The organism is Nocardia shimofusensis NBRC 100134, assembly GCF_001613125.1.
In the GTDB taxonomy this organism is placed as follows: domain Bacteria; phylum Actinomycetota; class Actinomycetes; order Mycobacteriales; family Mycobacteriaceae; genus Nocardia; species Nocardia shimofusensis.
The window spans coordinates 49,726-74,501 of record NZ_BDBT01000003.1 but is presented as its reverse complement, the minus strand read 5'-3'; the positions used below and the strand labels follow the sequence as shown (position 1 = coordinate 74,501).

Genomic DNA, 24,776 nt, shown 5'->3' with positions numbered 1-24,776 from the left:
GGGTTCCGGGTACCGTATCGGGTAACGACGGGTCGGTGTGGACCGGTCCGTGTGGTCACTAGGAGGTTGGTGTGGAGCGCACACTGTTCGAGCCCGAGCACGAGCTGTTCCGGGAGTCGTACCGCAAGTTCCTCGAGCAGCACGTGGCGCCGAACCACGCGGAGTGGGAAGAGGCCGGCCTCGTCCCCCGCGAAGTGTGGCTCGAGGCGGGCAAGCAGGGCTTCCTCGGCATGGCTGTGCCGGAGGAATACGGCGGCGGCGGAGTGAAGGACTTCCGCTACAACGCGATCATCACCGAGGAGACCTCCCGTCTGCAGTACTCGGGCCTGGGCTTCTCGCTGCACAACGACGTGATCGCGCCCTACCTGCTCGAGCTGGCCGACGACGAGCAGAAGCAGCGCTGGCTGCCCGGGTTCTGTTCCGGCGAGCTCATCACCGCGATCGCCATGACCGAGCCCGGCACCGGCTCGGACCTGCAGGGCATCAAGACCCGCGCGGTCCGCGACGGTGACGACTGGGTCATCAACGGCGCGAAGACCTTCATCACCAACGGCATCAACGCCGACATCGTCATCGTGGTCGCCCAGACCGACCCGGAGAAGGGCGCGCTGGGCTTCAGCCTGCTCGTGGTCGAGCGCGGTATGCCCGGCTTCGAGCGCGGCCGCAACCTCGACAAGATCGGCCTCAAGGCGCAGGACACCGCCGAGCTGAGCTTCACCGATGTGCGCGTGCCGTCGAAGAACCTGCTGGGCACCGAGGGTCAGGGTTTCATCCACCTGATGCAGAACCTGCCCCAGGAGCGCCTGTCCATCGCCGTCATGGCCGCCGGTGCGATGGAGGCATGCCTGGAGATGACCTGCCAGTACGTGCGTGACCGCAAGGCGTTCGGCAAGCCGATCGGCGCCCTGCAGAACACCCGCTTCGTGCTGGCCGAGCTCGCCACCAAGACCACCGCGGTGCGCGTGCTCGTCGACCGCTTCATCGAGGACCTCAACGCGGGCAAGCTCTCCGCCGAGGACGCCGCGATGGCCAAGTGGTGGAGCACCGAGGAGCAGATCGACCTCATCAACCGTTGCCTGCAGCTGCACGGCGGATACGGCTACATGCGTGAGTACCCGATCGCCAAGGCCTACATGGATGCTCGCATCCAGGCCATCTACGGCGGCACCACCGAAATCATGAAGGAGATCATCGGCCGCTCGCTGAAGCTGGCCTGATCGCAGCGATTTCGTAGCACCGAGGCGGGACGTCATGTCCCGCCTCGGTGTTTTTTTGGGGGCGTGTGCCCCCTCAGTCCGGCGGCCGAACTGTCGATGTCCGAACGACACCCCACGACCATCGGTACGCCGGGCCGGGGATAGGCGGTTCCCGGCCTGCGAGAACGCCGATAGTCCGGACAATTCGGACATTGTGACGTGTTAGTGTGAATCGTGTCCGACAGCGCCGCCACCGGTCTCGCCATGTCCTCGGCAGCGGTGGCGCCGGTCGCCGGTGACGGCGCGGCGCCTGGCGCCCGGACACTCGCGGGGGGCAGTATCGAATTCGGGGAACGCGGCGCCGTATTCGGCGATCGTCATGTCGCCTCCGGTTCCGCTCTCTTCCGCCGTGGTGCCGGTCCCGCCGGGTGTATCGGCGGGACCGATCAGTAGGGCCCGGCCTCGTCCGGGAGCGCGGCGTGCCGATGGTCGGTCGCCGTCGACGTGAAAGGGAATCAGTCCATGGGTGTCAGTTTGTCCAAGGGTGGCAATGTCTCGCTGACCAAGCAGGCGCCGAACCTGACCGCCGTCGCGGTCGGGCTCGGCTGGGATCTGCGCACCACCACCGGCACCGACTTCGACCTCGACGCCAGCGCCATCGCGCTGGGAGCGGACAAGAAGGTCGTCTCCGACAAGCATTTCGTGTTCTTCAACAACCTGAAGTCCCCGGAGGGCGCCATCGAGCACGCCGGCGACAACCGCACCGGTGAAGGCGAGGGCGACGACGAGGTCATCAATGTCGATCTCGCCGCGACGCCGCCGAACATCGAATCCATCGTGTTCCCGGTCTCGGTTTACGATGCCGACGCGCGCAGCCAGTCCTTCGGTCAGGTGCGCAACGCCTACATCCGAGTTCTCAACCGCGCCAACGGCGAAGAGCTGGCGCGCTACGACCTGTCCGAGGACGCGTCCACCGAGACCGCGATGGTGTTCGGGGAGCTCTACCGCAACGGCGCGGAGTGGAAGTTCCGTGCTATCGGCCAGGGCTACACCTCCGGTCTGTCGGGCATCGCGCAGGACTTCGGCGTCACCGTCTGACCCTGTCCGGACACCCGGTCCGGAAACCATACGGGTGGGGCGTTCGTTAGAGCGTCCCACCCGCATCCGTATCCCCACGACAGAAACGAGCTGATGAAGCGTCCCCGAAAACGCCGATTACCCGAGCCGCTCCGAGCGTGCCCCGGCTCCCCGCCCGAAACGGGTGAGCGGGCATGCTGACCGTGGCGACAATCGGCCTCGGAGTCCTCGTCGTCCTGCTGATCACCGCCGCCACCGGCTACTTCGTCGCCCAGGAATTCGCCTTCATGGCCGTGGACAGATCCCGGCTGAAAGCCCGTGCCGAGAGCGGTGACGCCGCGGCGGGCCGGGCGCTGTCGGTGACGCGGCGAACCTCCTTCATGCTCTCGGGCGCCCAGCTGGGCATCACCGTCACCGGTCTGCTGGTGGGCTATGTCGCCGAACCGCTCATCGGCGAGGGCCTCGGTGAACTGCTCGACGGAGTGGGCTTGCCCGCCGGCGCCGGGATCGCGATCGGCGCGGTGCTCGCCATCGTGTTCTCCACCATCGTGCAGATGGTTTTCGGTGAGTTGTTCCCGAAGAATCTGGCGATCGCCCGGCCGGAGCCGGTCGCACTGGCCCTCGCTCGCTCCACCACTGTCTACCTGGCGTTCTTCGGCTGGCTGATCTGGTTGTTCGACCAGGCCTCGAACCTGCTGCTGCGCGTGGTGCGGATCGAGCCGGTGCACGATGTGGAGCATTCGGCCACTCCGCGTGATCTGGAGCACATCGTCGCTGCTTCGCGAGAGGCCGGCGAGCTGCCAGCGGAACTTTCCGTGCTGCTGGATCGGGTACTCGACTTCCCGACGCGCACCGCCGAACACGCGATGATCCCCCGCGCGCGGGTGGACGTCGTGCATATGGACGAACCCGTCGCGGCGGTGCTCGCGCGGATGAGTACCGGGCACACGCGATATCCGGTGATCGGCGAAACCAGCGACGATCTGCGCGGAACGGTCCACCTGCACGATCTGCTCGACGGCGACGCCGACGGTGTGACCGCCGGTGACCGGGCGCGGCGGGCGGTATTGGTGCCCGCCACGCTGGCCCTGCCGGATGTCGTCGCCACCCTGACGGCGGCCGGGGAGAAGATGGGGCTGGTCATCGACGAGTACGGCGGTTTCTCCGGCGTGATCACCGTCGAGGACATCGCCGAAGAGCTGGTCGGCGAGATCGACGACGAGCACGACCCCGACACCGGCCCGGACATCGTCGCCGAAGCCGACGGCTGGGTGATCCCGGGTGACCTGCACCTGGACGAGGTGGAGCGACTGCTCGCCGTCGACCTGCCCGACAGTGCTGCCGAAACCGTCGCGGGGCTGGTCATCACAGGTCTCGGCGGCTTGCCCTCCGTCGGCGACAGCGTGGTGATCGAACTCGGGCCCGACGTCACCGATCTGCTCGGCGGCGACGCCTCGCCGCAGCGGGTGCTGGCGGCGCAGGTGCGTCAGGTGGCCAACCGCGTGCCGTCCAGGGTGTTCGTCGCCGTGCGCACGGCCACACAGGAAGGCGCCACCGATGAGTAGTCCCTGGATCATCGCCGCCGTCACCATTGCCCTGATCGCGGCCAGCGCGTTCTTCGTTGCCGTGGAGTTCGCGCTCATCGCCGCCCGCAGGCATCGCCTCGAGGACGCCGCGGCCACCAGCCTGCCCGCCCGCGCGGCCCTGCGCAGCGCTTCGGAGTTGTCGGTACTGCTCGCGGGCTCGCAGCTGGGCATCACGGTGTGCACCCTTGCGCTCGGTGCGATCACCAAACCCGCGGTGCACCACTGGATCACGCCCGGTGTGGCCGCCCTGGGCGCACCGCTGTGGGTCGCCGACGTGGCCGGGTTCGTCCTGGCCCTCATCGTGGTGACCTTCCTGCATCTGGTCGTCGGTGAGATGGCGCCCAAGTCGTGGGCGATCGCGCATCCGGAGAAGTCGGCGATCCTGCTGGCGCTGCCGATGCGGGCGTTCATGTGGCTGGCGCGGCCGCTGCTGGTCGCGCTGAACAATCTCGCGAACCGATGCTTGCGCAAGGTGGGAGTCACCCCCGTCGACGAGGTCGATTCCGGCCAGGACCCGGCCGCATTACGCCACCTCGTCGAGCATTCCGCGACCGCGGGCACGCTCGACGAGCGCTATCGGGGGCATCTCATCAGCGCGCTCGAACTGGAGGCGCTCACCGTCGGCGACCTGGTCCACCCCGATGCCGCCCCGATCGCCGTCGCCCCCGATGCCGGCCCAGCAACGATCCAGTCGGTGTCGAGGGAATCGGGCCACCTGCGCCTGCTGGTGCGCGATGCGGCCGGGATCAGGGGAGTGGTGCACGTGCGCGACAGCCTGAGTGCGCCGAGCCGGACCACCGCGCGGGACGTGATGCGCCCGGTGCTCACCCTCACGACATCGACGCCGGTGTACGAGGCGTTGCGGACGATGCGCGAGACCCGCAGTCAGATCGCCGTCGTCCAGGACCCCGGCGCCGATCCCCTGGGACTGATCACGATCACCGACGTGCTCCATCGCTTGCTGCCCGCGGCACGAGCCGGGCAGGACGCGAGCTGATTGGGCATCATCGACACGGACACCATCGACCACCGACACAGAATCCGAAATCAGTTTCCGTTCATCGCTTCACCCGAGACAACCGCGTTACACGAAAGGCGATCGCAGCACATGATCACTCTCCGCAAAGAGGACGGTCCCGCGGACCTGGCCGGCATCACCAATCTGAGCGTCGGCGTCAGCTGGGATCCGTCGGCGGGTAGCAGCGGCGGCCTGCTCGGCATCGCGCGCCGCAAGAAGGGCGTCGATCTGGATCTCATCGCGATCTGCGCGCAGGGCGGCGATCCGGTCCGCTTCGCCGGCCTGGACTCCCTCGATCCGTTCGGCAACGGCGCGGTCCTGCACTCCGGCGACGAGCAGACCGGTGCGGCCGCGGGCGACGACGAGACCGTGCACGTCATCTTCGCGAATGTTCCCGCCGCGATCGACTCGATCATCTTCGTCGCCGCGGCGTTCAAGAAGGGCAGTTCCTTCGAGAAGGCCAACAACATCGCGTTCAAGATCTACGACGCCACCGGTGGCAGCAGCCAACAGGTCGCCGAGATCTGGCCGTCGATGCTCGGCACCGAGAACGCCAACGCCATCGCCCGCGCGTTCCGCAACGGCCCGGTCTGGCAGCTCGAAGTGCTCGATCGCAAGGGCAAGATCAAGCAGGGCGACCGGCAGGCGCTGCTGCGTTTCGCGTTCCAGAGCTGAGCGATCCGATGCGGAACCCCGATCCCTTCGAGGGGACCGGGGTTCCGGCGTTTCGGACGGGGGTAGCGCCGGGCGCGACACTCTCCGGCGTAGTGGCGGTGTTCGACGGCCCCGGCGTCACGGGCTGTGGCGCCACGGATTCGGGGCCGTGGTTCACTGCGGCGCGGGGCCGAGCGCGCGCGGCGGTGCGGTGAGGGCTTGCGCCGCGCCGACGGTCGCGCCGACTCCGGCGCCGATGACCGCCAGCGGGGCGACCATGAGCGCCGCACCGTAGGCCGCGCCGACCGGCACCGCGGCCAGTCCGATGGGCGCGAACGGCATTCCGATGAACAGTCCCATCGCACCGCCCGCTCCGGCGCCGATCAGGGCGAAAGGGCTCGCGACGGCGGCGCCCGCGGCGGCGCCGAGCGCGGCCGCGCCGATGGTCTGGCCGGCGACCCGGTCCGAGCGGGTGCGTTCCATGCCGACCGAGTCCAGGAAGGTCGCGAGTCCGGCTTCCTGCACCGCCGCGGCGTCGTTGAGCTGGATGGCGTGCTCGCGCGGCAACCACTCCGGCGGTTCGACCTGGACATCCCCGAAGCGCAGCGTCTCGGGCGGCGGTGCGATCGGCGGCACCGGCGCGACCGGGACCGGCGTGTGCAGCTCTTCCACCGGTGAGAGGTACTCCGGTGCGGGTGCCGGGCGCGCCCACTGCAGGGAACTGAGCGTGTCCTCGGGAATGCGGATCCCGTGATATGGGCGCACGTTCGGCGCCTCGGCGGCGGGCCACTCCGGCGAGCCCGGCCCGGCGCCCGGTGACTGCGCATCCTCGGCGACGGCGGTCGCCTGCTCGAAACCTGCCGCGGCCGTACCGGTTCCGGCGAGAGTGAGGACCACCGGCGCTGCGCCCGCAGCCACCGCGAGACCTACTCGCCGCCGGGACGGACTGACCGCGCGGTGCCGCCCGGCCCCTGTCCGCCCGCCGACGACGGTGGGCCCCTCAGGGCTCGCGTGCCTTCCGGCATCGGTGCGCCGACCTGCGCTGGTGTGCCGACCGGGTGCCATCGATCACCTCTCGTCCTGAAAGAGTTCTTGTCCCTTCAGGTTCGAACCCGGTGACGCTTCGGATGGGCGGACGGCACGGCTGCCGGCGTGTCCGGTGTCAGCGCGTCGAGGCCTCCGGCCACATGCGCAGATACAGATCGCGCAGCAGGCACACTTCGGCGAGATGATGGATGACCTCACGGTGGATGTGCAACACGAGCGTGGCCATCGGCTGGTCGGCCCACGGCCCCTCGGCCGGTCCGCACGGTCGCAGCAGATCGTCGTCGCCCAGTGCCTCGACACCGGCGGTCCAGGTGGTGTATTCCGCGTCGAGTTGCGCCAATGCCAGGGAGGCGGTCGGAGCGTAGTCGAAGGACTGGTAGTCGATCCGCTGTTCGCGCCCGATCGCGTCGGTCTGCCCGGACCGGCCGAAGTGCGCGGCGTTGCGCATGGCCAGCACCCCGACGATCACGTGCCCGAGCCGCCAGGCGATCGTCGTCAGTGGTGCCGGATCCGGTGGCGGAAACGCGAAATCGATGGTCATCGCCCCGCTGCCCGCCTGCACGGGCGCCGTGCCGGTGCCGCGCGGGCGGACGTTCCAGCAGTCGGGCACCGGCTCCCAGAAATACTCGGCATCGGTGAGGCCGTCGAGACGGGCGCGCAACTGATTCTTCCAGTGCCAGTCGAGCTGTTCGCGCAGCAGCGGATTCCAGATCGGTTCAGCCACGATGTGCCTCGCTCAGTTGGTCGCCACCGACGCCTGGTCGTCGTCCCAGGGCTGGGTGTCGACGGACTGTGCCGAGCGTGCCGGGACCGCCTTGCACAGTTCCCAGTCCGCCGGCAGGCCGGTGACTTCCGCGGAGTTCGCGTGCGCGGTGATGTTCACTGTCGCCGGCCCGAGCCGTAGGTCGCCGATGCGCACCGTGCCCCAGTTCAGTGGTAGCCGCGGGTGCAGTACCAGGGTACGTTGCGGCACGTCCGGTTGCAGACCCAGCCAGGAGCGCAGCAATAACAGCGGCGCCGCGGCCGAGATGGCGTGCGGTGCGCAGGCCGCCGGATGCGGTAGGGGCGTGGGAAACTCGGTGCGGTCGAAGCCGCAGAACAGCTCAGGGAACCGGCCGTCGAAGAAGCCCGCGGCGTCGAGCAGCCCGGCGGTCAGGGTCTCGGCGAGCGCCTTGGCGCCGGGCACGTGCCGGTAGCGCAGTAGCCCGGCCACCGCGATCGCGGTGTCGTGCGGCCACACACCGCCGTTGTGGTGGCTCATCGGGTTGTAGGCGGCCATGTCCGAACTCAGGGTGCGCAGGCCGAATCCGTTGCCCATCGAGCGGCCCGCCAGGGATTCGACCAGACGCGCGGCGCGTTCGTCGGCGACGATTCCGGTCCACAGGCAGTGCGCCGGGTTGCTGGTCAGTGCGTCGATGTGGGCTTTGTGCCCGTCCAGTCCGAGCGCGTAGTGGCCGCGCTCGGGGATCCAGAACGCGGCGTCGAACCTGGCTTTGCGCTCGGCGGCACGCGCCCGCAGTCGCTCGGCGTTGCGCTGGTCGCCGAACGCGTCGGCCAGGTCGGCGCGCGCGAGTTCGGCGGCATAGGCGTAGCCCTGGACCTCGGCCAGCGCGATCGGCGGATCGGCGCGATGACCGTGCGCGTCGTTGATGCAGTCGCAGCTGTCCTTCCAGCTCTGGTTGATCCGGCCGCGGTCGGTGTGCCTGCGGTATTCGACGAAGCCGTCTCCGTCGAGATCGCCGTACTCGTCGATCCAGGTCAGCGCGGCGTCGGCGGCGGGCAGCAGTCTGCGCACCTCGGCAGGGTCGGCCCCCCAGCGCAGCGCCTCGCCGAGCAGCATGACGAACAGCGGCGTGGTATCCACCGAGCCGTAGCAGGCGCCCGCGCGATCGGTGGCGTCGACCGGGCCGTGGTGGACGCGCAGGATGCGACCGGGCTCCTCCTCGGTGTGCGGATCGCTGGTCACCCCCTGCAGGGCGGCGAGCCTGGTCAGGGTGCTCAGCGCCAGACCGGGATTCAGCGGCAGCGTCATCCAGGCGCTGAGCAGGCTGTCGCGGCCGGACAACTGGATCGACCAGGGTGCGCCCGCGGCGAGATAGGCGGGTGCGCCGGTCTCGTCGTGGATGGCCAGGGCTGCCAGATCGTTCTCGGTGTAGGTGAGCACCCGGGCGAATTCCGTGGCGGTCGCGTGTACGCGGGTGGGGGTGTTGCGCCAGCTGACCGTCGGCTCGTCCGGTTCGCGCGGGGTTTCGGAGCCGACGATGGGCATCCGGCGATACCGGTTCACCGGCTGCGCCCCGACCTCGGTCTGCCAGCGGCCCTGCGCGGGAACCACCGCGCGCCAGCGAAACAACCCCGGCGTCACCTTGGGCTCGCCGGTGGCGTGGACGGCCACCCCGTGCCCGGCATCGCTGTCGTCGATGAACAGCATCTCCTCGCCGGTGACGGTGACGTCGCCTCCGCCCGCCTCCGGCCTACCGTGCTTGACGGCGGTCAGATCGGCGAAATCGGCGTCCACGTCCAGGGTCAGCGTCAGCGCGGTGTCTTCGTGGCCGAGATTGCGCACCGTGATCGACTCGGTCAGTCCGTGCCCGAGGATCCGGTGCCGCTCGAGCAGAACGGTGCTCGCGCAACCGGAGTACGGGGTCACCCGCAACAGGAATCGGGTCTGGCCGGGGCCGACATTGTCGAACGCGATCTGTTCGACGGCGCGGCCCTCCACGGTCAGCTCCCACTGCGAGAGCACCCGCGCGTTGCGATAGAACAGGCCCTGGGTGGCATCGCGGTGGATGTCGCCGCCCCGGTCGCTCACACACAGGCAACCCGTGTCGGGCTGGACCAAGCTGACGGTCGCGGTTCCGGCCAGGGGGCGCAGCGGCGCGGTCATCACCGCACCGCCGTCACGAGCGCAGCCGACCGGGGCCGGGCCTTCGCGACCGGGTCGAGCTGGCCGGCGACCGTGTCGAGGTAGACCGCCTCGTAGCCGGCGGCCAGCCGATCGACGCTGAACAACCGCTCCACCCGCGTACGGCAGGCGCGTGGATCGATCTCGTCGCTGCGCAGCATGTACTCCGGCAGTGCGGCGACCTCGTCGCAGACCCAGCCGGTGACCCCGTGCTCGATCACCTCCTCGACCGCGCCGCCGCGCATCGCGACGACCGGCGTGCCGCAGGCCATCGCCTCGATCAGCACCATGCCGAAGGGTTCCTCCCAGCGGATGGGGAACAACAGGCAGCGCGCGTCGGCCAGCAGCGTGCGCTTCTGCGTCGAATCCGCCTCGCCGAACACCAGATCGTCGTCGGTGAGCAAGGGCTGCACGCAGTCCTCGAAGAACTCCTTCTCGATCGGTTCGATGCACTTGGCGGCCAGGATCAACGGCACGCCGGCCTCGTGCGCGGCGCGCACCGCGAGATCGGCCCCCTTGCACGGCGAGAAGCGGCCGAGAAACAGTGCGTAGGAATCTTTTTCGGCGCGAAACGGCCACTGCCTCGGAACCAGGGCGTTGTGCACCCGGCCGACCCAGTTCAGATCGGGCGCGAGCGCGCGCTGCCGGTCGCTGATGGCGACCAAGCCCGCGGTGCCGCCGATACGCCGGTAGTACTCGGCGAATTCGCCGTCGACCGCGCCGTGCACGGTCAGCACCGTCGGAATGCCGAGCCGATGGTAGGACGGTGCGTTGAGCACTCCGGCGAAGGTGTGATCGTGCACCACGTCGATCGGCTCCCGCGCGGCCAACTCCTCGACGGCCTGGCGCACTCGAAGTGCGTGCAGGACTTCGGGATAGGCCTCACCGAGTTGTTCGGCGGCGCCGCGTTCGGCGACCTGGACGAAAGCTGCCCCGGTGCCCGGCTCACCCACCCCGATCAGGCTGACCCGATGACCACGAGCGACGAGGGCGTCGGCCAGTTGCGCCACGACCGCCTCGACGCCGCCGTAACCGGTCGGCGGAACCTGGAAGTACGGCGGGGCGACGAGCACGATGTGCATCCCGCCGCGCGGATCCGCCAGACCCGCGCCGTCGCCGCCTCGCGGCACAGAATCAGAGCTCGAACCAGACCGAACGCCCACGACTCATCCTCCTGCGTAAGGGGTGGTGCCATTCCTGCCGAAAACACGTCCTGCGACTAGCACATGCATGTCCTGCTGGAAAAACGTCACGCACTGCGGATACAGCAGTGGTTTCCGTGATGAGCGGAAGATCCGCACGAACCTGATGGCTATTGAACAGTGATAGCAATCCAACAGCAACTACCCAGGAAATGTGCGGATCAAACCGTGGCGGCAGTATGCGGCGAGCCCGCGGGCGGCTCAGCAATCCCGCGGGCGCGGGCGGTGCGAGGATTCAGGCGACGGCTGCGACCGGTTCGGCCAGCGCCGACTCCCGGAGTTGGTTCAGCGTCCGGTTGAGGATGCGCGAGACCTGCATCTGCGACACGCCGAGGCGCTCGGCGATCTGCGACTGGGTCAGCGAGTCGTAGAAGCGCCAGATCAGCACCTGACGTTCGCGGTCGGGCAGTGCCGCGATCAGCGGGCGCACCGCCATCGCATCCTCCATCAGCTTGTAGCAGGGCTCCTCGGACCCGAGGCTGTCACCGACCGACAGGCCCACATTGCCGTCGTCGTCGCGGCCGACGGCGTGCAGGGTGTTGGTGGAGTAGGCGTTCGCGGCGACCAGCGCGCGGGTCACCTCGCTGAGCTCGATCTCGAGCTCGTCGGCGATCTCGCGCGCCGAGGGCATCCGCCCGAGGCGCTGCGACAGAGTCTCGGTGGCCGGGCCGATCAGCGCCTGGAGCTCCTTGGCCCGGCGCGGGACCCGCAGTGCCCAGGTGTGATCGCGGAAGTGGCGGCGGACTTCGCCCATGATGGTGGGTACCGCGAACGCGAGGAACGAGCTGCCCCGGCTCACATCGAACCGATCGACGGCCTGTACGAGGCCGAGGCGAGCGGTTTGATGCAGGTCGTCGAAGGCTTCTCCGCGGCCGGTGAATCGCCGCGCGATGTGATCCGCGAGCGGCAGGCACAGTTCGATGATGTGTTCGCGCAGCGCTTCCCTGCGCGGATCGGTGCCCGGCAGTGCCGCCAGTTCGGCGAACCGGGGTTCGATGTTGTCGTAGGTGTCTTCGGTGTGGCGGCTCTTACGTCGCTCCTCGGAGCCGTTGTTCGCGGTCCGGGCGGGCGCGGCGGTCTCGCGCATGGGATATCTCCCTCGTATGCTTCTCGCTGCCGTTGGACTCGACTCACGTGGTCATACCCCCGGCCCTCACGACCAAACAGGTGTGTTGCGGGACTCGATCAGAGTCCGGTCCGTATCACTTCGGCCACCGCTTCGGGTGACCACGCCGCAGCCGCGCCGGGGCGGGTGGCCAGGTAGACGGCGATACGCGCGACCGGCCAGCCGTGCGATTCGGCCAGCCCGGCGGCCAGATGTCGCAGGTAGGCGCCTGAAGGAGGATTCCAGGGCACGCCGGTGTGGTGCCATGGCGCGGTGCAGGTGAGCATCGGCTGCCCGTGGAGGGTGCCCACCCGCACAAGCGTCTCGTAACGACCCGGCCCGAGCCGGGCGCGACCGGCGGTCAGCACTTCGCGGAGATCGAGGTCGGCGCCCGGCGGGCGGTACATTTCCTGCGCGACGATGTCGGCGAACTGGGCCGCGGTCAGCAGATGGGCGCGCGCCGCCGTGCGCCCGGCCGCGTCGGGGCAGTAGAAGGCGCGCCCACCGGTCCAGGTCAGCGACTCGGTGGCGAAATACAGCACACCCGGGATCTCGACGGCGAGGGAGCGCAGCGGGTCGCCGGAGTCGCGTGCGCCGGGCAGTTCGATCGAACCGCCGTGCGGACGTCCGCCGGCCAGATAGCAACGCAAGCGATCCAGATGCATATTGGACCCGTAGGCGGCGTACCAGACCCACGCGGGAGACCCGCGCTGCTCGTCTTCCTCATGCCCGTTCGTCACGTCGTTCGTCCTCGATGCCGCCGGTCGGCGGCCACGGGTCAGACCTTGCGGATGACGGTGACGACTTTGCCGAGAATGCGAGCGTCGTTACCGGGGATCGGTTCGAACAGGGGATTGTGCGGCATCAGCCACACGTCCTGGCCGATGTGCTTGAACGTCTTGACCGTCGCCTCGCCGTCGATCATGGCCGCGACGATGTCCCCGTTCTCGGCGACGTTCTGCTGGCGCACCACCACCCAGTCGCCGTCGCAGATCGCCGCGTCCACCATGGACTCGCCGACCACGCGCAACAGGAACAGCGAACCGTCGCCGACGAGTTCGCGCGGCAGCGGGAAGACGTCCTCCACGGCCTGTTCGGCGAGAATCGGGCCGCCCGCGGCGATCCGGCCGAGTACCGGCACGAATGTCGGGGTCGGGCGGGAGGGGTCGGCGGCGGCGGATTCGCGTGCCTCGGCGCCGCCGGGCAGTGCGGTCACCGCGCGGACGGCCTCGTCCAGGCCCCGGACGTCCACGGCGCGTGGCCGATTCGGGTCGCGTCGCAGGTAGCCCTTGCGTTCGAGGGCGCGCAGTTGATGGGCGACAGAGGAGGTGGAGGTGAGACCGACGGCGTCGCCGATCTCCCTGATGCTCGGCGGATAGCCGCGCTCGCTCACCGACGACCGGATGACGTCGAGTACCTTGCGCTGACGCACGGTGAGATCCCTCCCGTTCAGGGCGGGGTCGACGGCGACTCCGCTCTCCTCACCCGTGTCGTCTGTACGGCTCACCACAACCCGCCCTTCCCGTCGTCTGTCGTCGCGTCCGAATCTAGTCCGGCCGCGGTGAATCTTCAAACATCCGTTCGACTCGCGTCGGCGTTTGGTGGTGACATCGCTGAACTCGCGTGATAGAAATTCGAACATACGTTCTTCCGAACATGTGAGCGAAAGACGCACCGGCTGTGCGCCCCGAACCGAGGAGACCGCGCGTCTCCCGCCGATAGCCCCATCACGACGGTTTCCCTTGGAAATCCCCCACGGAGGTTTGGCCGATGAACCACCAGATCCGTTCCATCGCACCGATATCCGAAGCATCACCGGCCCGCGACGAACCTTCCGGAGCGGATGTGTCCGGCGCGATGCGCCGTGGTACCGGGGAAGGCGGCGCGGTGCGCGGCGGCATCGTGGAACACCGCTCGGCGACGTGCGCTCCAGGGCCTGGTGATGCCGAGGCCGGGCGTCTGCTTCCGGTGCGCGGGCGACGCGTTTCCGGTCGGGACGTTCAGCGGGTCCGGCGGGTGGACCGCAGGCCGTTGGTCGGCAGGCCGGGTGGTGCGCCGGTGCGCTACGACCGGGTCCGGGTCGCGCCGCGTCGTCGCCCCCATGCGCCCTCGCCCGCTGTCCGGGTCGAGCGCGCGCAGGTGGGCTTCGCGACGCTGGCGGTGGCGGCGTTGGTCACCGCACTGTTCGTGGTGACGATGCTGTTGCTGGCGCAGTGGCGGTCCGGCGCGCCCGATCCGGCCGCGCCGTCGCATTACGGCCTGACCGAATCGCCGCACCCATCCGAACGCGTGTCACCTGTGGCGTGGATGCCATGAACTGGGGAGTTGTCGTGACATCGGCTCATGTCCGACCGGCACGTCGTCGCGCCGGGCACCGCGCAGCCTCGCCGCCGGGCCGGGACTGTGCCGGGGGTGCCTGCACCTGACGTGTTCTCCCCGGCGACCGTGCGCGCCACCGCCGACGACCTGCTCGCCGATCTCGGCACGCAGGGGCACGTGATGTCGCGAGCCGGGCAGGTAAACTCGGCATACTGCCTACCTGCCTGGACACGTGCTCGCCGGGCTCGGCCGCCCGCACAGGACGACCGGATGCGAGGGGCACGCACGGACGAAGGATCTCGGATGCACTGCCCGTACTGCCGACACCCCGACTCCCGGGTCGTCGACTCGCGCGAAGCCGAGGAAGGTGCGGCCATCCGCAGGCGGCGTTCCTGTCCCACCTGCGGGCGCCGGTTCACCACCGTCGAGACCGCCATCCTCTCGGTGGTGAAGCGCAGCGGCGTCACCGAGCCGTTCAGCCGCGAGAAGGTCATCCGTGGCGTGCGCCGCGCCTGCCAGGGCAGGGAGGTCGACGACGACGCGCTGAACCTGCTGGCCCAGCAGGTCGAGGACGCGGTTCGTGCCAAGGGCTCGCCGGAGGTTCCCAGCCACGAGGTCGGCCTGGCCATCCTCGGCCCGCTGCGCGATCTCGACGAGGTGGCCTATCTGCGCTTCGCTTCGGTCTACCGGTCGTTCACCTCGGCCGAGGACTTCGAACGCGAGATCAGCGCCATGCGGGCGGCCCGGGCGGGCGCGGGCGCGTCGGCGGACTGAAGGCAGGCCGTCGCCGATCAGCGGCGAATCGTGCTGATCGCCTTCTCGATCCGCTTCGCCGAGACCGGGTACGGGGTGCCGAGTTTCTGGGCGAAGAGGCTGACGCGCAGTTCCTCGATCATCCACCAGATTTCCACGACCTCCGGTGCGGTGCGCCGGGATTCGGGCAACGCCCGCAGCAAGCGGTCGTAGGCGGCCAGCGCGCGGTCGACCTCGGTCATGCCCTGGCGGTCGCGCACGGCCGAACCGGGCAGCGCTTCGAGGCGTACCCGGGCCGCGCGCAGATAGCGGGGCAGTTCCCGTAGCCGAACCCGGCCGAACTCCGCGATGAATCCGGGAAACACGAGCTCACCCAGTTGCGCGCGCACGTCCTCGGCGATGTCGGCTTCTCTGGTGCCTGCCAGCGCGGTGGTCACCCGATGCGCTTCGGCCAGCACCGGCACCACGAGCCGCACGATCGCGGCGACCGTGCTCGCCATGCGCGGCCGGATGGTCGCCAGCAGTTCCTGGAAGCGTTCGGGTTCGCGTACCGGCCCGCCCGCGGCGGCGACGAGTTCCTCGGCCGCGGCGGCGCGGCAGTCCTCCACCAGCGCGTCGAGCGAGCCGTACGGGTTCTGGCTCAGGGCGAGCCGGTCGGCCGAGGTCAGGCCGGAGGTGACGGTGCGCACCGAGGTCGGGATCGCCTGCAGCACCAGGGCGCGGGTGCCCGACCGCATGGCGGCGGCCTGTTCGGCCGGGGAGCTGAGCACCCGGACCGCGACGCCCGCGCCCTCGGGCACCAGCGCCGGATAGCCGGTCACCGTCTGACCGGCGACCTGCCTGCGGACCTTCTCCGGCACGGTGCCGAGCGACTCGGAGGTCCACACCGTGGCGGGCGCGCGTTCGGCGCCCGCGGTCGCTCGGGCCACGGATCGGGAGACCTGTTCGGCCAGATGGCTTTTCAACTCGGTCAGGCTCTTGCCGGAGGCGAGTACCGCGCCCGAACGGTCGACGGCGGCGAAGGTCATCCGCAGATGCGCGGGCAACGCGGCCGGATCGAGGTCGGTGGGGGAGATGGTGAGGCCGCCCAGCCGTGACAACTCCCTGGCCAGACCGATCCGCAGCGGCTCGGAGCGCGCGGTGAGTGCCGCCAGCGCCGCGGCGGCGAAGTCCGGTGCGGGGACCACGCTGCGGCGCAAGGATTTCGGCAGGGTCTTGATCAGCGCGCCGACGAGTTCGGCGCGCATGCCCGGCACCAGCCAGTCGAAGCCGACCGGGCGGACGTGCGCGAGTTGCTCGACGGGGATGCGAATGGTGACGCCGTCGTCGTCGCGGCCCGGCTCGAACTGGTAGGTGAGCGGAAAACTCAGCTCGCCCTGACGCCAGGTGTCGGGGAAGTCGGTGGGGTCGAGCGCGGCCGCGGTGTCGTTGACGACGGTCGTGGTGGTGAAGTCCAGCAGTTCGGCGTTCGCGCGCCTGGCCTTCTTCCACCAGGTGTCGAAATGGCGTGTCGACACCACATCGGCGGGGATCCGCTTGTCGTAGAACTCGAAGAGCACCTCGTCGTCGACGAGGATGTCGCGGCGGCGGGCGCGGTGTTCCAGATCGGCGACATCGTCGAGCAGTTCCCGGTTGCGGTGGAAGAACCGGTGCTCGGTGCGCCACTCACCCTGTACGAGGGCATGGCGGATGAACAGTTCGCGCGAGAGCTCCGGGTCGATGCGCCCGTAGTCCACCGGCCGCCCGGTGACCAGCGGGACCCCGTACAGGGTGACCCGTTCGTAGGCGCGGGCCGCGCCGCGCTTGGCCGACCAGTGTGGCTCGGAATAGGTGCGCTTGACCAGGTGTCCGGCCAGCCGCTCGGCCCACTCCGGCTCCACCTTCGCCGCCATTCGTCCCCACAGGCGCGAGGTCTCCACCAGTTCGGCGGCCATCGCCCAGCGCGGTGGCTTCTTGGCCAGCGAGGAACCGGGGAAGATCATGAACTTCGCGCCGCGCGCGCCGAGGAACTCGCGCGACTCGGCTTCGCGCACGCCGATATGGGAGAGCATGCCCGCCAGCAGCGACTGATGGATGGCGGTGGAGTCCACCTCGCCGGCAGGATCGCGGCGCTGCGAGGTCCAGCCGAGACCGCGGGTGATGGTGCGCAATTGCCCGTGCAGATCCTGCCACTCCCTGATCCGCAGGTAGTGCAGGAACTCGTCTCGGCACATCCGCCGGAACTGGTTGGAGGACAGGGATGTGCGTTGCTCGGCGAGGTAATCCCACAAGCGCAGGTAGGCCAGGAAGTCCGAGCCCTCCACGACGAACCTGGCGTGCTGGGCGTCGGCGGCCTGCTGGTGATCGGCGGGCCGCTCGCGTACGTCCTGGATGGACAGCGCCGCGACGATCACCAGCACATCGCCGAGGCATCCGTTCCGGTTGGCCTGTACCAACATTCGCGCCATCCGCGGATCGACGGGCAGCTGCGCCATCTCCCGGCCGATGGCCGTCAGCGCCATTCCGCTCGCGCCCTCGCCGCGTTGCCGCCTGCGCGACGTGCGGTGAGCCTGTGCCGACTCCGGCTGTGCCGACTCCGGCTGCGCCGACTCCGGCTGCGCCGAGTCCGGCTGCGTCGAGTCCGGCTGCGCCGAGTCGGAGGGGCCCGTGGAGTCGACGCGATCGGCCGGGGCATCACCACGCCCTGTGTGGCGCCGGGCAGGGTTCGTGCCGTCGGACTGCTCGCCGGTATCCCCGGCTCTGTCGCCGCCGATCTTGTCTTCGTGGCGCACTCGACCGCTGTCCCGTGCCGGGGCGCCGGCCCGGGGGCGGTCCGCGGGGTCCTCGGCTCGACCGTCGGCGTCGCGGATGCCGTTCGCGATGCCTGCCTGCGCGGTGCTTGCGGTCTCGGGTCCTTCGAGCGCGCCCAGCTCCTGGAGCAAGGCGATGCCGTCGCGGATGGCGCGTCGATCGGGAGCTTCGACGAACGGGAATTTCTCGATGTCGCCCAGGCCGAGCGCGGTCATCTGCAGGATGACCGCGGCCAGGTTGGTGCGCAGGATCTCCGGCTCGGTGAAGGCCGGGCGGGACTCGAAGTCCTCCTCGGAGTACAGCCGGATGCAGATGCCGTCCGCGACCCGACCGCAGCGGCCCGATCGCTGGCGGGCCGAGGCCTGGGAGACCGGTTCGATCGGCAGGCGCTGCACCTTGGTGCGCAGCGAATAGCGGGAGATGCGCGCTGTGCCGGGGTCGATCACGTAGCGGATGCCCGGCACGGTCAGCGAGGTCTCGGCGACGTTGGTGGCCAGCACCACGCGGCGGCCGGTGTGCGGGGCGAACACCTTGTGCTGCTCGGCCGCCGAGAGCCGGGCGTAGAGCGGCACGATCTCGGTGCGGGGCAGTTTGAGATCGCGCAGGGCGTCCGCGGTGTCGCGGATCTCGCGTTCACCGGACAGGAACACCAGTACGTCGCCGTCGCCCTCGGCGAAGAGTTCGCGCACGGCCTCACCGACGGCGTCCACCGGATCGCGGTCCACCACTGACGCGCCGGAGTCGTCGTCCTCGTCGTCGCCGGCGGGCAGCTCCAGGCTCAGCGGCCGGTAGCGGATCTCCACCGGATACGACCGGCCCGACACCTCGACGATCGGGGCGGGTGTGCCGTCCGGGGCGGCGAAATGGCGGGCGAACAGCTCCGGGTCGATGGTGGCCGAGGTGATGATCACCTTCAGGTCCGGACGCTGCGGCAACAGCTGCGCCAGGTAGCCGAGCAGGAAGTCGATATTGAGGCTGCGTTCGTGCGCTTCGTCGATGATGATCGTGTCGTAGCGGCGCAGCAGCCGGTCACGCTGGATCTCGGCGAGCAGGATTCCGTCGGTCATGAGCTTGACCAGGGTGTGCTCGGAGACCTGATCGGTGAAGCGCACCGTGTAGCCGACAGTCTCGCCGAGCTCGGTGCCCAACTCCTCGGCGATCCGCTCGGCCACCGTGCGGGCGGCCAGCCTGCGCGGCTGGGTGTGGCCGATGACCCCGCGGATGCCGCGCCCCAGTTCCAGGCAGATCTTCGGGATCTGGGTGGTCTTGCCCGAACCGGTCTCGCCGGCCACCACGACGACCTGGTGGGCGGCGATGGCGGCGGCGATGTCGTCGCGGCGCGCGCTGACCGGCAACTGTTCCGGGTAGCTGATTCGGGGAACCGACGCGCGCCTGGACGCGATACGTGCCTCGGCGGCGGTGATGGCGGCGGCGATCTCGTCGAGGTCGGTGCCCCGTGCGCGGTCGAGCTTACGGCGCAGCCGGTGTTCGTCGCGGAGGGAGAGATTCGCCAGGCGGGTACGGAGCTCGCGGGCTCCGGTGGTAGCTGTCCTGGTCATTGCCTCCCCAGACTACCGGGCGGGCCGATGTCGCATTCCTTCGCGGCTCGCGGTGCCTCGACGGGCGCGCCGATCACGACCTAGGGTGAAGGCATTCGTCACGGCGGTCGGGGGTGGTGCAGGTGCCAGGAGGACGAGTCCGCGCGGACGGGTCCGGTCGGCCGGATCACATCGGGTGCGCAAGGGGCGTCGATTCCGCGCCCCGGTGTCGATGGAGGTGGTGTGCGCGTGTGGTGTGAGGTGAGGTCGGTGACCGAGACCGTGGCGGCAGGCACGGGGATCGCTCGGCGGATCGTCGGCGAGACCTATGCGGCGGGACTGGCGGTACGGGCCGGGCTGGTGACCCCGGAGCGCCCGGATCGGCTGGCTCGGATGGGGCTGGCGGTGGCGCGCTCGGGCATGCTCGGTGGCCTGGCCACGGTGGCCGCGCTGCGTTACCGCGATCGCGCCGCGCTGATCGACGATCGTGGCAGCGTCAGTTTCCGCGAGCTCGACGAGCGCACCACGGCGCTGGCCAATGCCTGGCGGGCGCGCGGGCTGCGCGACGGCGAGGGCGTGGCCGTGCTGACCCGCAATCATCGCGGCTTCCATTACGCGGTGTTCGCCGCGGCGAAGTGTGGGTCGCGGATCATCCTGCTGAACACCGATTTCGGGGCCGAGCAACTGCGGGAGGTGATGACGCGCGAAGGGGTGGATCTGCTGGTGTGCGACGACGAGTTCACCGCGCTGCTCGGTGATCACCGCCCACGCCGCGGCCGCTACCGGGCCTGGACCGACGCCCCGGCGATCGACACCCTCGACAATCTCATCGCCGGCGGTTCGCGCCGCCCGGCCCGCCGCCCGCGCGCCGCCGCCCGGATCGTGCTGCTCACCAGCGGGACCACCGGAACGCCGAAGGGCGCGCCGCGCGGAGAACCGACGTCGCTGACCCCGCTCGGCGGCATCCTCGGCCGAGTCCCGTTGCGCGCCAGGCAGGTTGTCGAGTGCCCGGCGCCGTTGTTCCACACGCTCGGCTTCGCGCACACGATGATGGCGGTCGGCTTCGGCTCCACCCTGGTGATCCGCCGCCGGTTCGACCCGCGAGCGGTGCTCGACAGCCTCGCCGAGCACCGGGCCGACACCCTGGTCGTGGTGCCGGTGATGCTGCGGCGCATGGTCGACGCCTGCCCGGATGCCCGCACCCGTTACGACCTGTCGGGCCTGCGGATCATCTTCGTCGCGGGGTCGCAGCTCGGCGCGCCGCTGTACGCGCGAGCCGTCGAGGCGTTCGGGCCGGTGCTGTACAACGTCTACGGCTCCACCGAGGCCGCCTACGCGACCATCGCGACCCCCGCCGATCTGGCCGCCGCACCGGGCTGCGTGGGACCGCCGGTGCCCGGCGCGGTGGTGAAGATCCTCGGTGACGACGGTCGTGAACTGCCCGCGGGCCGGACCGGGCGGATCTTCGTCGGCAACGATTACCAGTTCGAGGGCTACACCGGCGGCGGCGACAAGGAGCGGGTGCGCGGACTCATGTCCACCGGCGACCTCGGCCATTTCGATCCGGCCGGTCGGCTTTTCGTCGACGGCCGGGCCGACGACATGATCGTCTCCGGTGGCGAGAACGTTTTCCCCGGCGAGGTGGAGGATCTGCTGACCGCCCACCCCGCGGTAGCCGAGGTGAGTGCGTTCGGCGTGGACGACGAGGAATACGGGCAGCGTCTGCGGGTGGCTGTGGTGCGCCGGGCCGGGCACACGCTCACCGCCGAGGACGTCCGCGATCACGTGCGCACCCGGCTCGCCCGCTACAAGGTGCCCCGCGATGTGGTCTTCCTCGATGAGCTACCGCGCAATCCGAGCGGCAAGGTGCTCGTGCGGGAGCTGCGCGAATTGCCCTGACCGGGTGCGGGAACGGCGAGGGCCCGCCGCGCGCGCGACGGGCCCTCGACTGCGGCGATGGTCGCCGACCGGGAACCGGCCGGATCAGACCGACACGGCGGCGAGCGTCTCGGTGGACTGCACGGCCTGGCCGACGCCGGCCACGATCGCGGCGGCGCGCAGCGACTCGAAGATCACCTCGCGAGACACGCCCGCCTCACGCAGGGTGTGTTCGTGCGCTTCGAGGCAGTGCGCGCAACCGTTGATCGAGGAGACCGCGAAGGACCACAGCTCGAAATCGGCCTTGTCCACGCCCGGATTACCGATGATCTGCATGCGCAGACCGGCCCGCAGGTCGTCGTAGCGACCGTCCAGGAACGAGCGGCCACGGTAGAACACGTTGTTCATGCCCATGATCGAGGCCGCGCCGAGGGCGGCGTTGTACGCCTCCTCCGACAGCACGTCGGCGGCTTCCTCGGCGATCTCGCGCAGCGTGGTGGCCGAGCGGGTGGCGGCGGCCGAGGCCAGCAGTGTGCCCCACAGCTGCTGCTCGTTCAGCACGGTGGTCCGGGCGATGGAGGACAGATTGAGCTTGAGGTCCTTGGCGTACTCGGGAAGGGAGTTCTTCAGGTTCTCAATGCTCATCTTCATGACCTCTTTCGCGGTAGGCCGCCATCCGGCGGGCGGCAGGGGAGGGAGATCCCCGAGGGGAGTGGAAAAGGTTCCGCTCCCCTCGGGGAGCGGAAAAGGGAGGAGTGGTCGGTTCGACTCAGACGCTGGCGGAGAGCAGCTCGCCGGCGTTGATGGTCGGATCGCCCTTCTTCCAGTTGCAGGCGCACAGCTCGTCGGACTGCAGGGCGTCGAGCACGCGCAGCACCTCGTCGACGTTGCGGCCCACCGAACCCGCGGTCACCGAGACGAACTGGATCTCGTTGTTCGGGTCGACGATGAAGGTCGCGCGGTCGGCGACGCCGTCGGCGTTGAGAACGCCGGTGGCCGAGGCCAGTTCACGCTTGAGGTCCGAGAGCATCGGGAAGGGGAGGGTCTTGAGATCCTCGTGCTGGGCGCGCCACTGGAAGTGCACGAACTCGTTGTCGACCGAGGCGCCGAGCACCTGGGCATCGCGATCGGCGAACTCGTCGTTCAGCTTGCCGAAGGCGGCGATCTCGGTCGGGCAGACGAAGGTGAAGTCCTTCGGCCAGAAGAAGACGATGCGCCACTTGCCCGCGTGGTCGTCGCTGGTGATCTGGGTGAAGTAGTCGTCGGGCTGCTGAGCGTCGACCTTCGACAGGTCACCGCCGATCACCGCGGTGAGGTTGTACGCCGGGAACTGGTCGCCGATGGTCAGCAGGGCCATGCTGTTTCTCCTCGTTCGTTTCGGTGAATTCACGCTTCCCGACTCATCTTGCCCAGTACCCTTCGAAAGGTAAAGGTGATCAGTGGCACTAGACTGATAGGTATGGCCGATCAGACTTATCAGCCCACCCTGTCACAGCTGCGTGCGTTCGCGGCAATCGCCGAGCATCGCCATTTCGGCACGGCCGCTTCGCGTTTGGGTGTGAGTCAACCCACACTGTCGCAGGGGCTCGCCGCGCTGGAGAACGGGCTCGGGCTACAGCTGATCGAGCGAAGCACCCGGCGGGTCCTCGTCACCGCCGCCGGGATGCGGTTGCTGCCCCAAGCGCTCGCGACCCTCGAGGCCGCCGACCGCTTCGTCGCCTCGGCGACCGGCGATGCCCTGGGCGGGCCGTTGCGGATGGGCATCATCCCGACCGTGGCGCCCTACATTCTGCCCGGCCTGCTCAGACCGCTGCGCGACCGGCTGCCCACCCTGGTGCCGCAGATCGTCGAGGACCAGACCGCCCGGCTGCTCGAGGGGCTGCGCACCGGCGTGCTCGACATCGCCCTGCTCGCGCTGCCCGGCGACGGGCCGGGACTGACCGAGATCCCCTTGTTCACCGAAGAATTCGTGCTGGTCACTCCGCCCGGCCACGAGCTGGCGGGCCGGGCCGACCTGGCTCCCGGCGTGCTGGCCGGACTGCCCCTGCTGTTGCTCGACGAGGGGCACTGCCTCCGCGACCAGACGATGGAACTGTGCCGCACCACGTCGGTGGATCCACCCCCGGCGGTGGGCGACACGAGGGCCGCGTCGCTGGCGACGGTGGTGCAGTGCGTAGCGGGCGGACTCGGTGTGACTCTCATTCCGGAGATGGCCGTGGCTACCGAGACCGGGCGCGGCTCACTGGATGTCGCGCGGTTTGCCGCACCGGCGCCGGGACGCACGATCGGGCTGGTGTTCCGGTCCTCGAGCGTCCGCGCGCCGGACTACGAGCATCTGGCCGCGATCATCCGGGCGCACCGGCCGATGGGAGCTCCGTGGCAGAGGATTCAGGCCACCGTCATCGACACAGCCGACACAGCCGGCACAGCCGACGCCGACGGCGCCGGACAGCCGTAGCCGTCCGGCGCCGTCGGGACACCGTTCGCGAGGTTCAGCTACCCGCGCGCAACGCGTGCGGTTCGACCGCGCCACGCACCAGGGCGCGCGCGTCGACCGTCTCCGGCCGGTAGGGCAAGGTGACCAGGCGGTCGACCATGCCGGGCACCGGATCCTCGATCCGGTCCACCAAGCCGAACAGGAACGACCACTCGTGCTCGTCGCTGCCGTAGTGCACGACGGTGCCGAACTGCTCGTGGAACCGCTGCCAGGACCGCTTGAGGGTCTCGTTGCGCCACATCGTCGCGCATCCGGCCTGCGCGCTGAGCACGCCGCCGGGAGCGAGCAGCGCCTTACAGCGGGACAGGAACTCCGCCTCGTAGAGACGATTGTGCTGGGCGTCCTCCACCCGTTCGTCGGGCAGGTCGATCACGATGACGTCGTAGCGGGTGCCCGCCTGCTGCGCTTTCTGCAGGAAGTCCCAGCCGTCGGCGTAGTGCACGGTGATCGGTCCCTCGCCGCGCACCGCGGCGGCCAGCTCGTCGCTGGTGTAGCCGTAGGGCAGGTGCTGCGCGCACAACTCGACCTCGAGCTGGTCGATGTCGACGTGGTCGACGCGGGTGGCGCCCGCCGCGACCGACATCTGGCTGGCCACGCCCTCGCCGGACCCGATGATCAGCACCGAATCCAGCTTCTCCGCGAGCACGAAAGCCGGAACCATCATGGCCTCGTGGTAGGTGAGCTGGGAGAACTCGGTGGACTGGCGGTCGTCGTCGGAGAACAGGCTGATGCCCTGCTCGGTGCGCGCGATCACCATGTGCTGGAACGGGGTGTTCGTGTCGACGATCACCTCGTGCAGATCCCAGATCCGGGTCAGGCCTGCGCCCACCGGTTCCTCGATCCGCTGCGAGCCGTGCCCGCGCTGAATCACCTGCATGCGGACATCCTTGGGGGACAAGGCGTCTCGCAGCAGGTCCACGGCTTTCGTCGCGCCCGCACCGATGCTGCCGCAGGTGAAGACGTCGACGAAGATCTCGCCGGACTCCGGATAGGTGTGAATCGAGGCGTGGGACTCCGACAACAGCGCGAGGACGGTCACCCCCTGCGGTTCGAACTTCTTGTGTACGACATCGCAGATAGTGACGCCCGCCGCGATCAGAGACTCACGCAACGCCGATTCGAGTCGTTCGAGATCGTCGCACAGGTCTGTGTCGACACCACCGAACTCGGCCAGCACATGCCAACCGGTGAATTCCGCCGTCATAGGCAAA

At 69.5% G+C, this 24,776-nt stretch carries 20 protein-coding genes; 9 read left to right on the top strand and 11 right to left on the bottom strand.

The window, feature by feature from the left end:
- The first annotated feature begins 71 nt into the window (after window positions 1-71).
- The 5 genes from NS3_RS04080 (at window position 72) to NS3_RS04055 (ending at window position 5,552) form a co-directional block, all read left to right on the top strand.
- A complete protein-coding gene (locus NS3_RS04080) occupies window positions 72-1,217 on the top strand; it encodes an acyl-CoA dehydrogenase family protein (RefSeq protein WP_067853765.1) in 1,146 nt (381 codons plus the stop codon).
- Between the two features lie 501 nt (window positions 1,218-1,718).
- Complete coding sequence (locus NS3_RS04070) at window positions 1,719-2,294, top strand: TerD family protein (RefSeq protein ID WP_067853759.1); 576 nt, start codon at window positions 1,719-1,721, stop codon at window positions 2,292-2,294.
- 173 nt (window positions 2,295-2,467) lie between these two features.
- Entirely contained in the window at window positions 2,468-3,838 is a 1,371-nt protein-coding gene (locus NS3_RS04065) for a hemolysin family protein (protein ID WP_067853756.1), read from the top strand.
- Entirely contained in the window at window positions 3,831-4,856 is a 1,026-nt protein-coding gene (locus NS3_RS04060) for a hemolysin family protein (RefSeq protein WP_067853753.1), read from the top strand. The genes NS3_RS04065 and NS3_RS04060 overlap by 8 nt, the downstream gene beginning before the upstream one ends.
- Window positions 4,857-4,967: 111 nt before the next feature.
- On the top strand, window positions 4,968-5,552 hold the full coding sequence (locus NS3_RS04055) for a TerD family protein (protein ID WP_067854502.1): 585 nt from the start codon (window positions 4,968-4,970) through the stop codon (window positions 5,550-5,552).
- Between the two features lie 153 nt (window positions 5,553-5,705).
- Here NS3_RS04055 and NS3_RS04050 read toward each other — a convergent pair whose 3' ends face one another.
- The 7 genes from NS3_RS04050 to lexA form a co-directional block, all read right to left on the bottom strand.
- Window positions 5,706-6,449, bottom strand: coding sequence for a hypothetical protein (locus NS3_RS04050; protein WP_067853750.1), 744 nt, complete (start codon window positions 6,447-6,449; stop codon window positions 5,706-5,708).
- Between the two features lie 244 nt (window positions 6,450-6,693).
- The gene (locus NS3_RS04045) at window positions 6,694-7,302 is read right to left on the bottom strand and encodes a DinB family protein (protein WP_067853747.1); all 609 of its coding nucleotides are present in this window, start codon (window positions 7,300-7,302) and stop codon (window positions 6,694-6,696) included.
- Between the two features lie 12 nt (window positions 7,303-7,314).
- Window positions 7,315-9,465, bottom strand: a complete 2,151-nt coding sequence (locus tag NS3_RS04040) for an amylo-alpha-1,6-glucosidase (RefSeq protein WP_084495023.1) — start codon at window positions 9,463-9,465, stop codon at window positions 7,315-7,317.
- A complete protein-coding gene (locus NS3_RS04035) occupies window positions 9,465-10,565 on the bottom strand; it encodes a glycosyltransferase family 4 protein (protein ID WP_067854499.1) in 1,101 nt (366 codons plus the stop codon). Before NS3_RS04035 ends, NS3_RS04040 begins: the two co-directional genes overlap by 1 nt.
- 355 nt (window positions 10,566-10,920) lie before the next feature.
- The gene (locus tag NS3_RS04030) at window positions 10,921-11,772 is read right to left on the bottom strand and encodes an RNA polymerase sigma factor SigF (RefSeq protein ID WP_067853745.1); all 852 of its coding nucleotides are present in this window, start codon (window positions 11,770-11,772) and stop codon (window positions 10,921-10,923) included.
- 98 nt (window positions 11,773-11,870) lie between these two features.
- Window positions 11,871-12,530, bottom strand: a complete 660-nt coding sequence (locus NS3_RS04025; RefSeq protein WP_245649457.1) for a histone deacetylase — start codon at window positions 12,528-12,530, stop codon at window positions 11,871-11,873.
- 38 nt (window positions 12,531-12,568) lie between these two features.
- Window positions 12,569-13,243 (bottom strand): transcriptional repressor LexA, encoded by a 675-nt coding sequence (lexA, locus tag NS3_RS04020; protein WP_067854493.1) that lies wholly within the window; start codon window positions 13,241-13,243, stop codon window positions 12,569-12,571.
- Window positions 13,244-13,560: 317 nt separating this feature from the next.
- Between lexA and NS3_RS28875 the strand changes: the two genes are divergently transcribed.
- On the top strand, window positions 13,561-14,106 hold the full coding sequence (locus NS3_RS28875; RefSeq protein WP_157101160.1) for a hypothetical protein: 546 nt from the start codon (window positions 13,561-13,563) through the stop codon (window positions 14,104-14,106).
- A 306-nt stretch (window positions 14,107-14,412) separates the two neighbouring features.
- On the top strand, window positions 14,413-14,883 hold the full coding sequence (gene nrdR / locus NS3_RS04010; RefSeq protein ID WP_067853739.1) for a transcriptional regulator NrdR: 471 nt from the start codon (window positions 14,413-14,415) through the stop codon (window positions 14,881-14,883).
- A gap of 17 nt (window positions 14,884-14,900) precedes the next feature.
- Here the strand turns inward: nrdR and hrpA are convergent, their stop codons facing one another.
- Window positions 14,901-19,211, bottom strand: a complete 4,311-nt coding sequence (hrpA, locus tag NS3_RS29910) for an ATP-dependent RNA helicase HrpA (protein ID WP_067853736.1) — start codon at window positions 19,209-19,211, stop codon at window positions 14,901-14,903.
- Window positions 19,212-19,460: 249 nt separating this feature from the next.
- On the opposite strand from hrpA, the gene NS3_RS04000 reads away from it, so the two are divergent.
- Window positions 19,461-21,089 carry an acyl-CoA synthetase gene (locus NS3_RS04000; protein ID WP_067854490.1) on the top strand — a complete coding sequence of 543 codons (1,629 nt, stop codon included), beginning with the start codon at window positions 19,461-19,463 and terminating at the stop codon, window positions 21,087-21,089.
- 84 nt (window positions 21,090-21,173) lie between these two features.
- Here the strand turns inward: NS3_RS04000 and ahpD are convergent, their stop codons facing one another.
- Window positions 21,174-21,713: an alkylhydroperoxidase, AhpD family gene (gene ahpD / locus NS3_RS03995; RefSeq protein ID WP_067854487.1), complete on the bottom strand. Its 540-nt coding sequence runs from the start codon at window positions 21,711-21,713 to the stop codon at window positions 21,174-21,176.
- Between the two features lie 124 nt (window positions 21,714-21,837).
- Window positions 21,838-22,425 carry a peroxiredoxin gene (locus tag NS3_RS03990; protein ID WP_067853733.1) on the bottom strand — a complete coding sequence of 196 codons (588 nt, stop codon included), beginning with the start codon at window positions 22,423-22,425 and terminating at the stop codon, window positions 21,838-21,840.
- A 102-nt stretch (window positions 22,426-22,527) separates the two neighbouring features.
- On the opposite strand from NS3_RS03990, the gene NS3_RS03985 reads away from it, so the two are divergent.
- Window positions 22,528-23,526: a hydrogen peroxide-inducible genes activator gene (locus NS3_RS03985; RefSeq protein WP_084495022.1), complete on the top strand. Its 999-nt coding sequence runs from the start codon at window positions 22,528-22,530 to the stop codon at window positions 23,524-23,526.
- 34 nt (window positions 23,527-23,560) lie between these two features.
- On the opposite strand, the gene speD is transcribed toward NS3_RS03985, so the two are convergent.
- The gene (gene speD / locus NS3_RS03980) at window positions 23,561-24,769 is read right to left on the bottom strand and encodes an adenosylmethionine decarboxylase (RefSeq protein WP_067853730.1); all 1,209 of its coding nucleotides are present in this window, start codon (window positions 24,767-24,769) and stop codon (window positions 23,561-23,563) included.
- Between the last annotated feature and the right edge of the window lie 7 nt (window positions 24,770-24,776).

Coding starts and splice junctions, on each gene's coding strand:
- ahpD (WP_067854487.1), bottom strand. CDS start 21,713: ATGAGCATTGAGAACCTGAAGAACTCCCTTCCCGAGTACGCCAAGGAC.
- NS3_RS04040 (WP_084495023.1), bottom strand. CDS start 9,465: ATGACCGCGCCGCTGCGCCCCCTGGCCGGAACCGCGACCGTCAGCTTG.
- NS3_RS03985 (WP_084495022.1), top strand. CDS start 22,528: ATGGCCGATCAGACTTATCAGCCCACCCTGTCACAGCTGCGTGCGTTC.
- NS3_RS03990 (WP_067853733.1), bottom strand. CDS start 22,425: ATGGCCCTGCTGACCATCGGCGACCAGTTCCCGGCGTACAACCTCACC.
- NS3_RS04030 (WP_067853745.1), bottom strand. CDS start 11,772: ATGCGCGAGACCGCCGCGCCCGCCCGGACCGCGAACAACGGCTCCGAG.
- speD (WP_067853730.1), bottom strand. CDS start 24,769: ATGACGGCGGAATTCACCGGTTGGCATGTGCTGGCCGAGTTCGGTGGT.
- NS3_RS04060 (WP_067853753.1), top strand. CDS start 3,831: ATGAGTAGTCCCTGGATCATCGCCGCCGTCACCATTGCCCTGATCGCG.
- hrpA (WP_067853736.1), bottom strand. CDS start 19,211: ATGACCAGGACAGCTACCACCGGAGCCCGCGAGCTCCGTACCCGCCTG.
- NS3_RS04055 (WP_067854502.1), top strand. CDS start 4,968: ATGATCACTCTCCGCAAAGAGGACGGTCCCGCGGACCTGGCCGGCATC.
- nrdR (WP_067853739.1), top strand. CDS start 14,413: ATGCACTGCCCGTACTGCCGACACCCCGACTCCCGGGTCGTCGACTCG.
- NS3_RS28875 (WP_157101160.1), top strand. CDS start 13,561: ATGAACCACCAGATCCGTTCCATCGCACCGATATCCGAAGCATCACCG.
- NS3_RS04070 (WP_067853759.1), top strand. CDS start 1,719: ATGGGTGTCAGTTTGTCCAAGGGTGGCAATGTCTCGCTGACCAAGCAG.
- NS3_RS04065 (WP_067853756.1), top strand. CDS start 2,468: ATGCTGACCGTGGCGACAATCGGCCTCGGAGTCCTCGTCGTCCTGCTG.
- NS3_RS04035 (WP_067854499.1), bottom strand. CDS start 10,565: ATGCACATCGTGCTCGTCGCCCCGCCGTACTTCCAGGTTCCGCCGACC.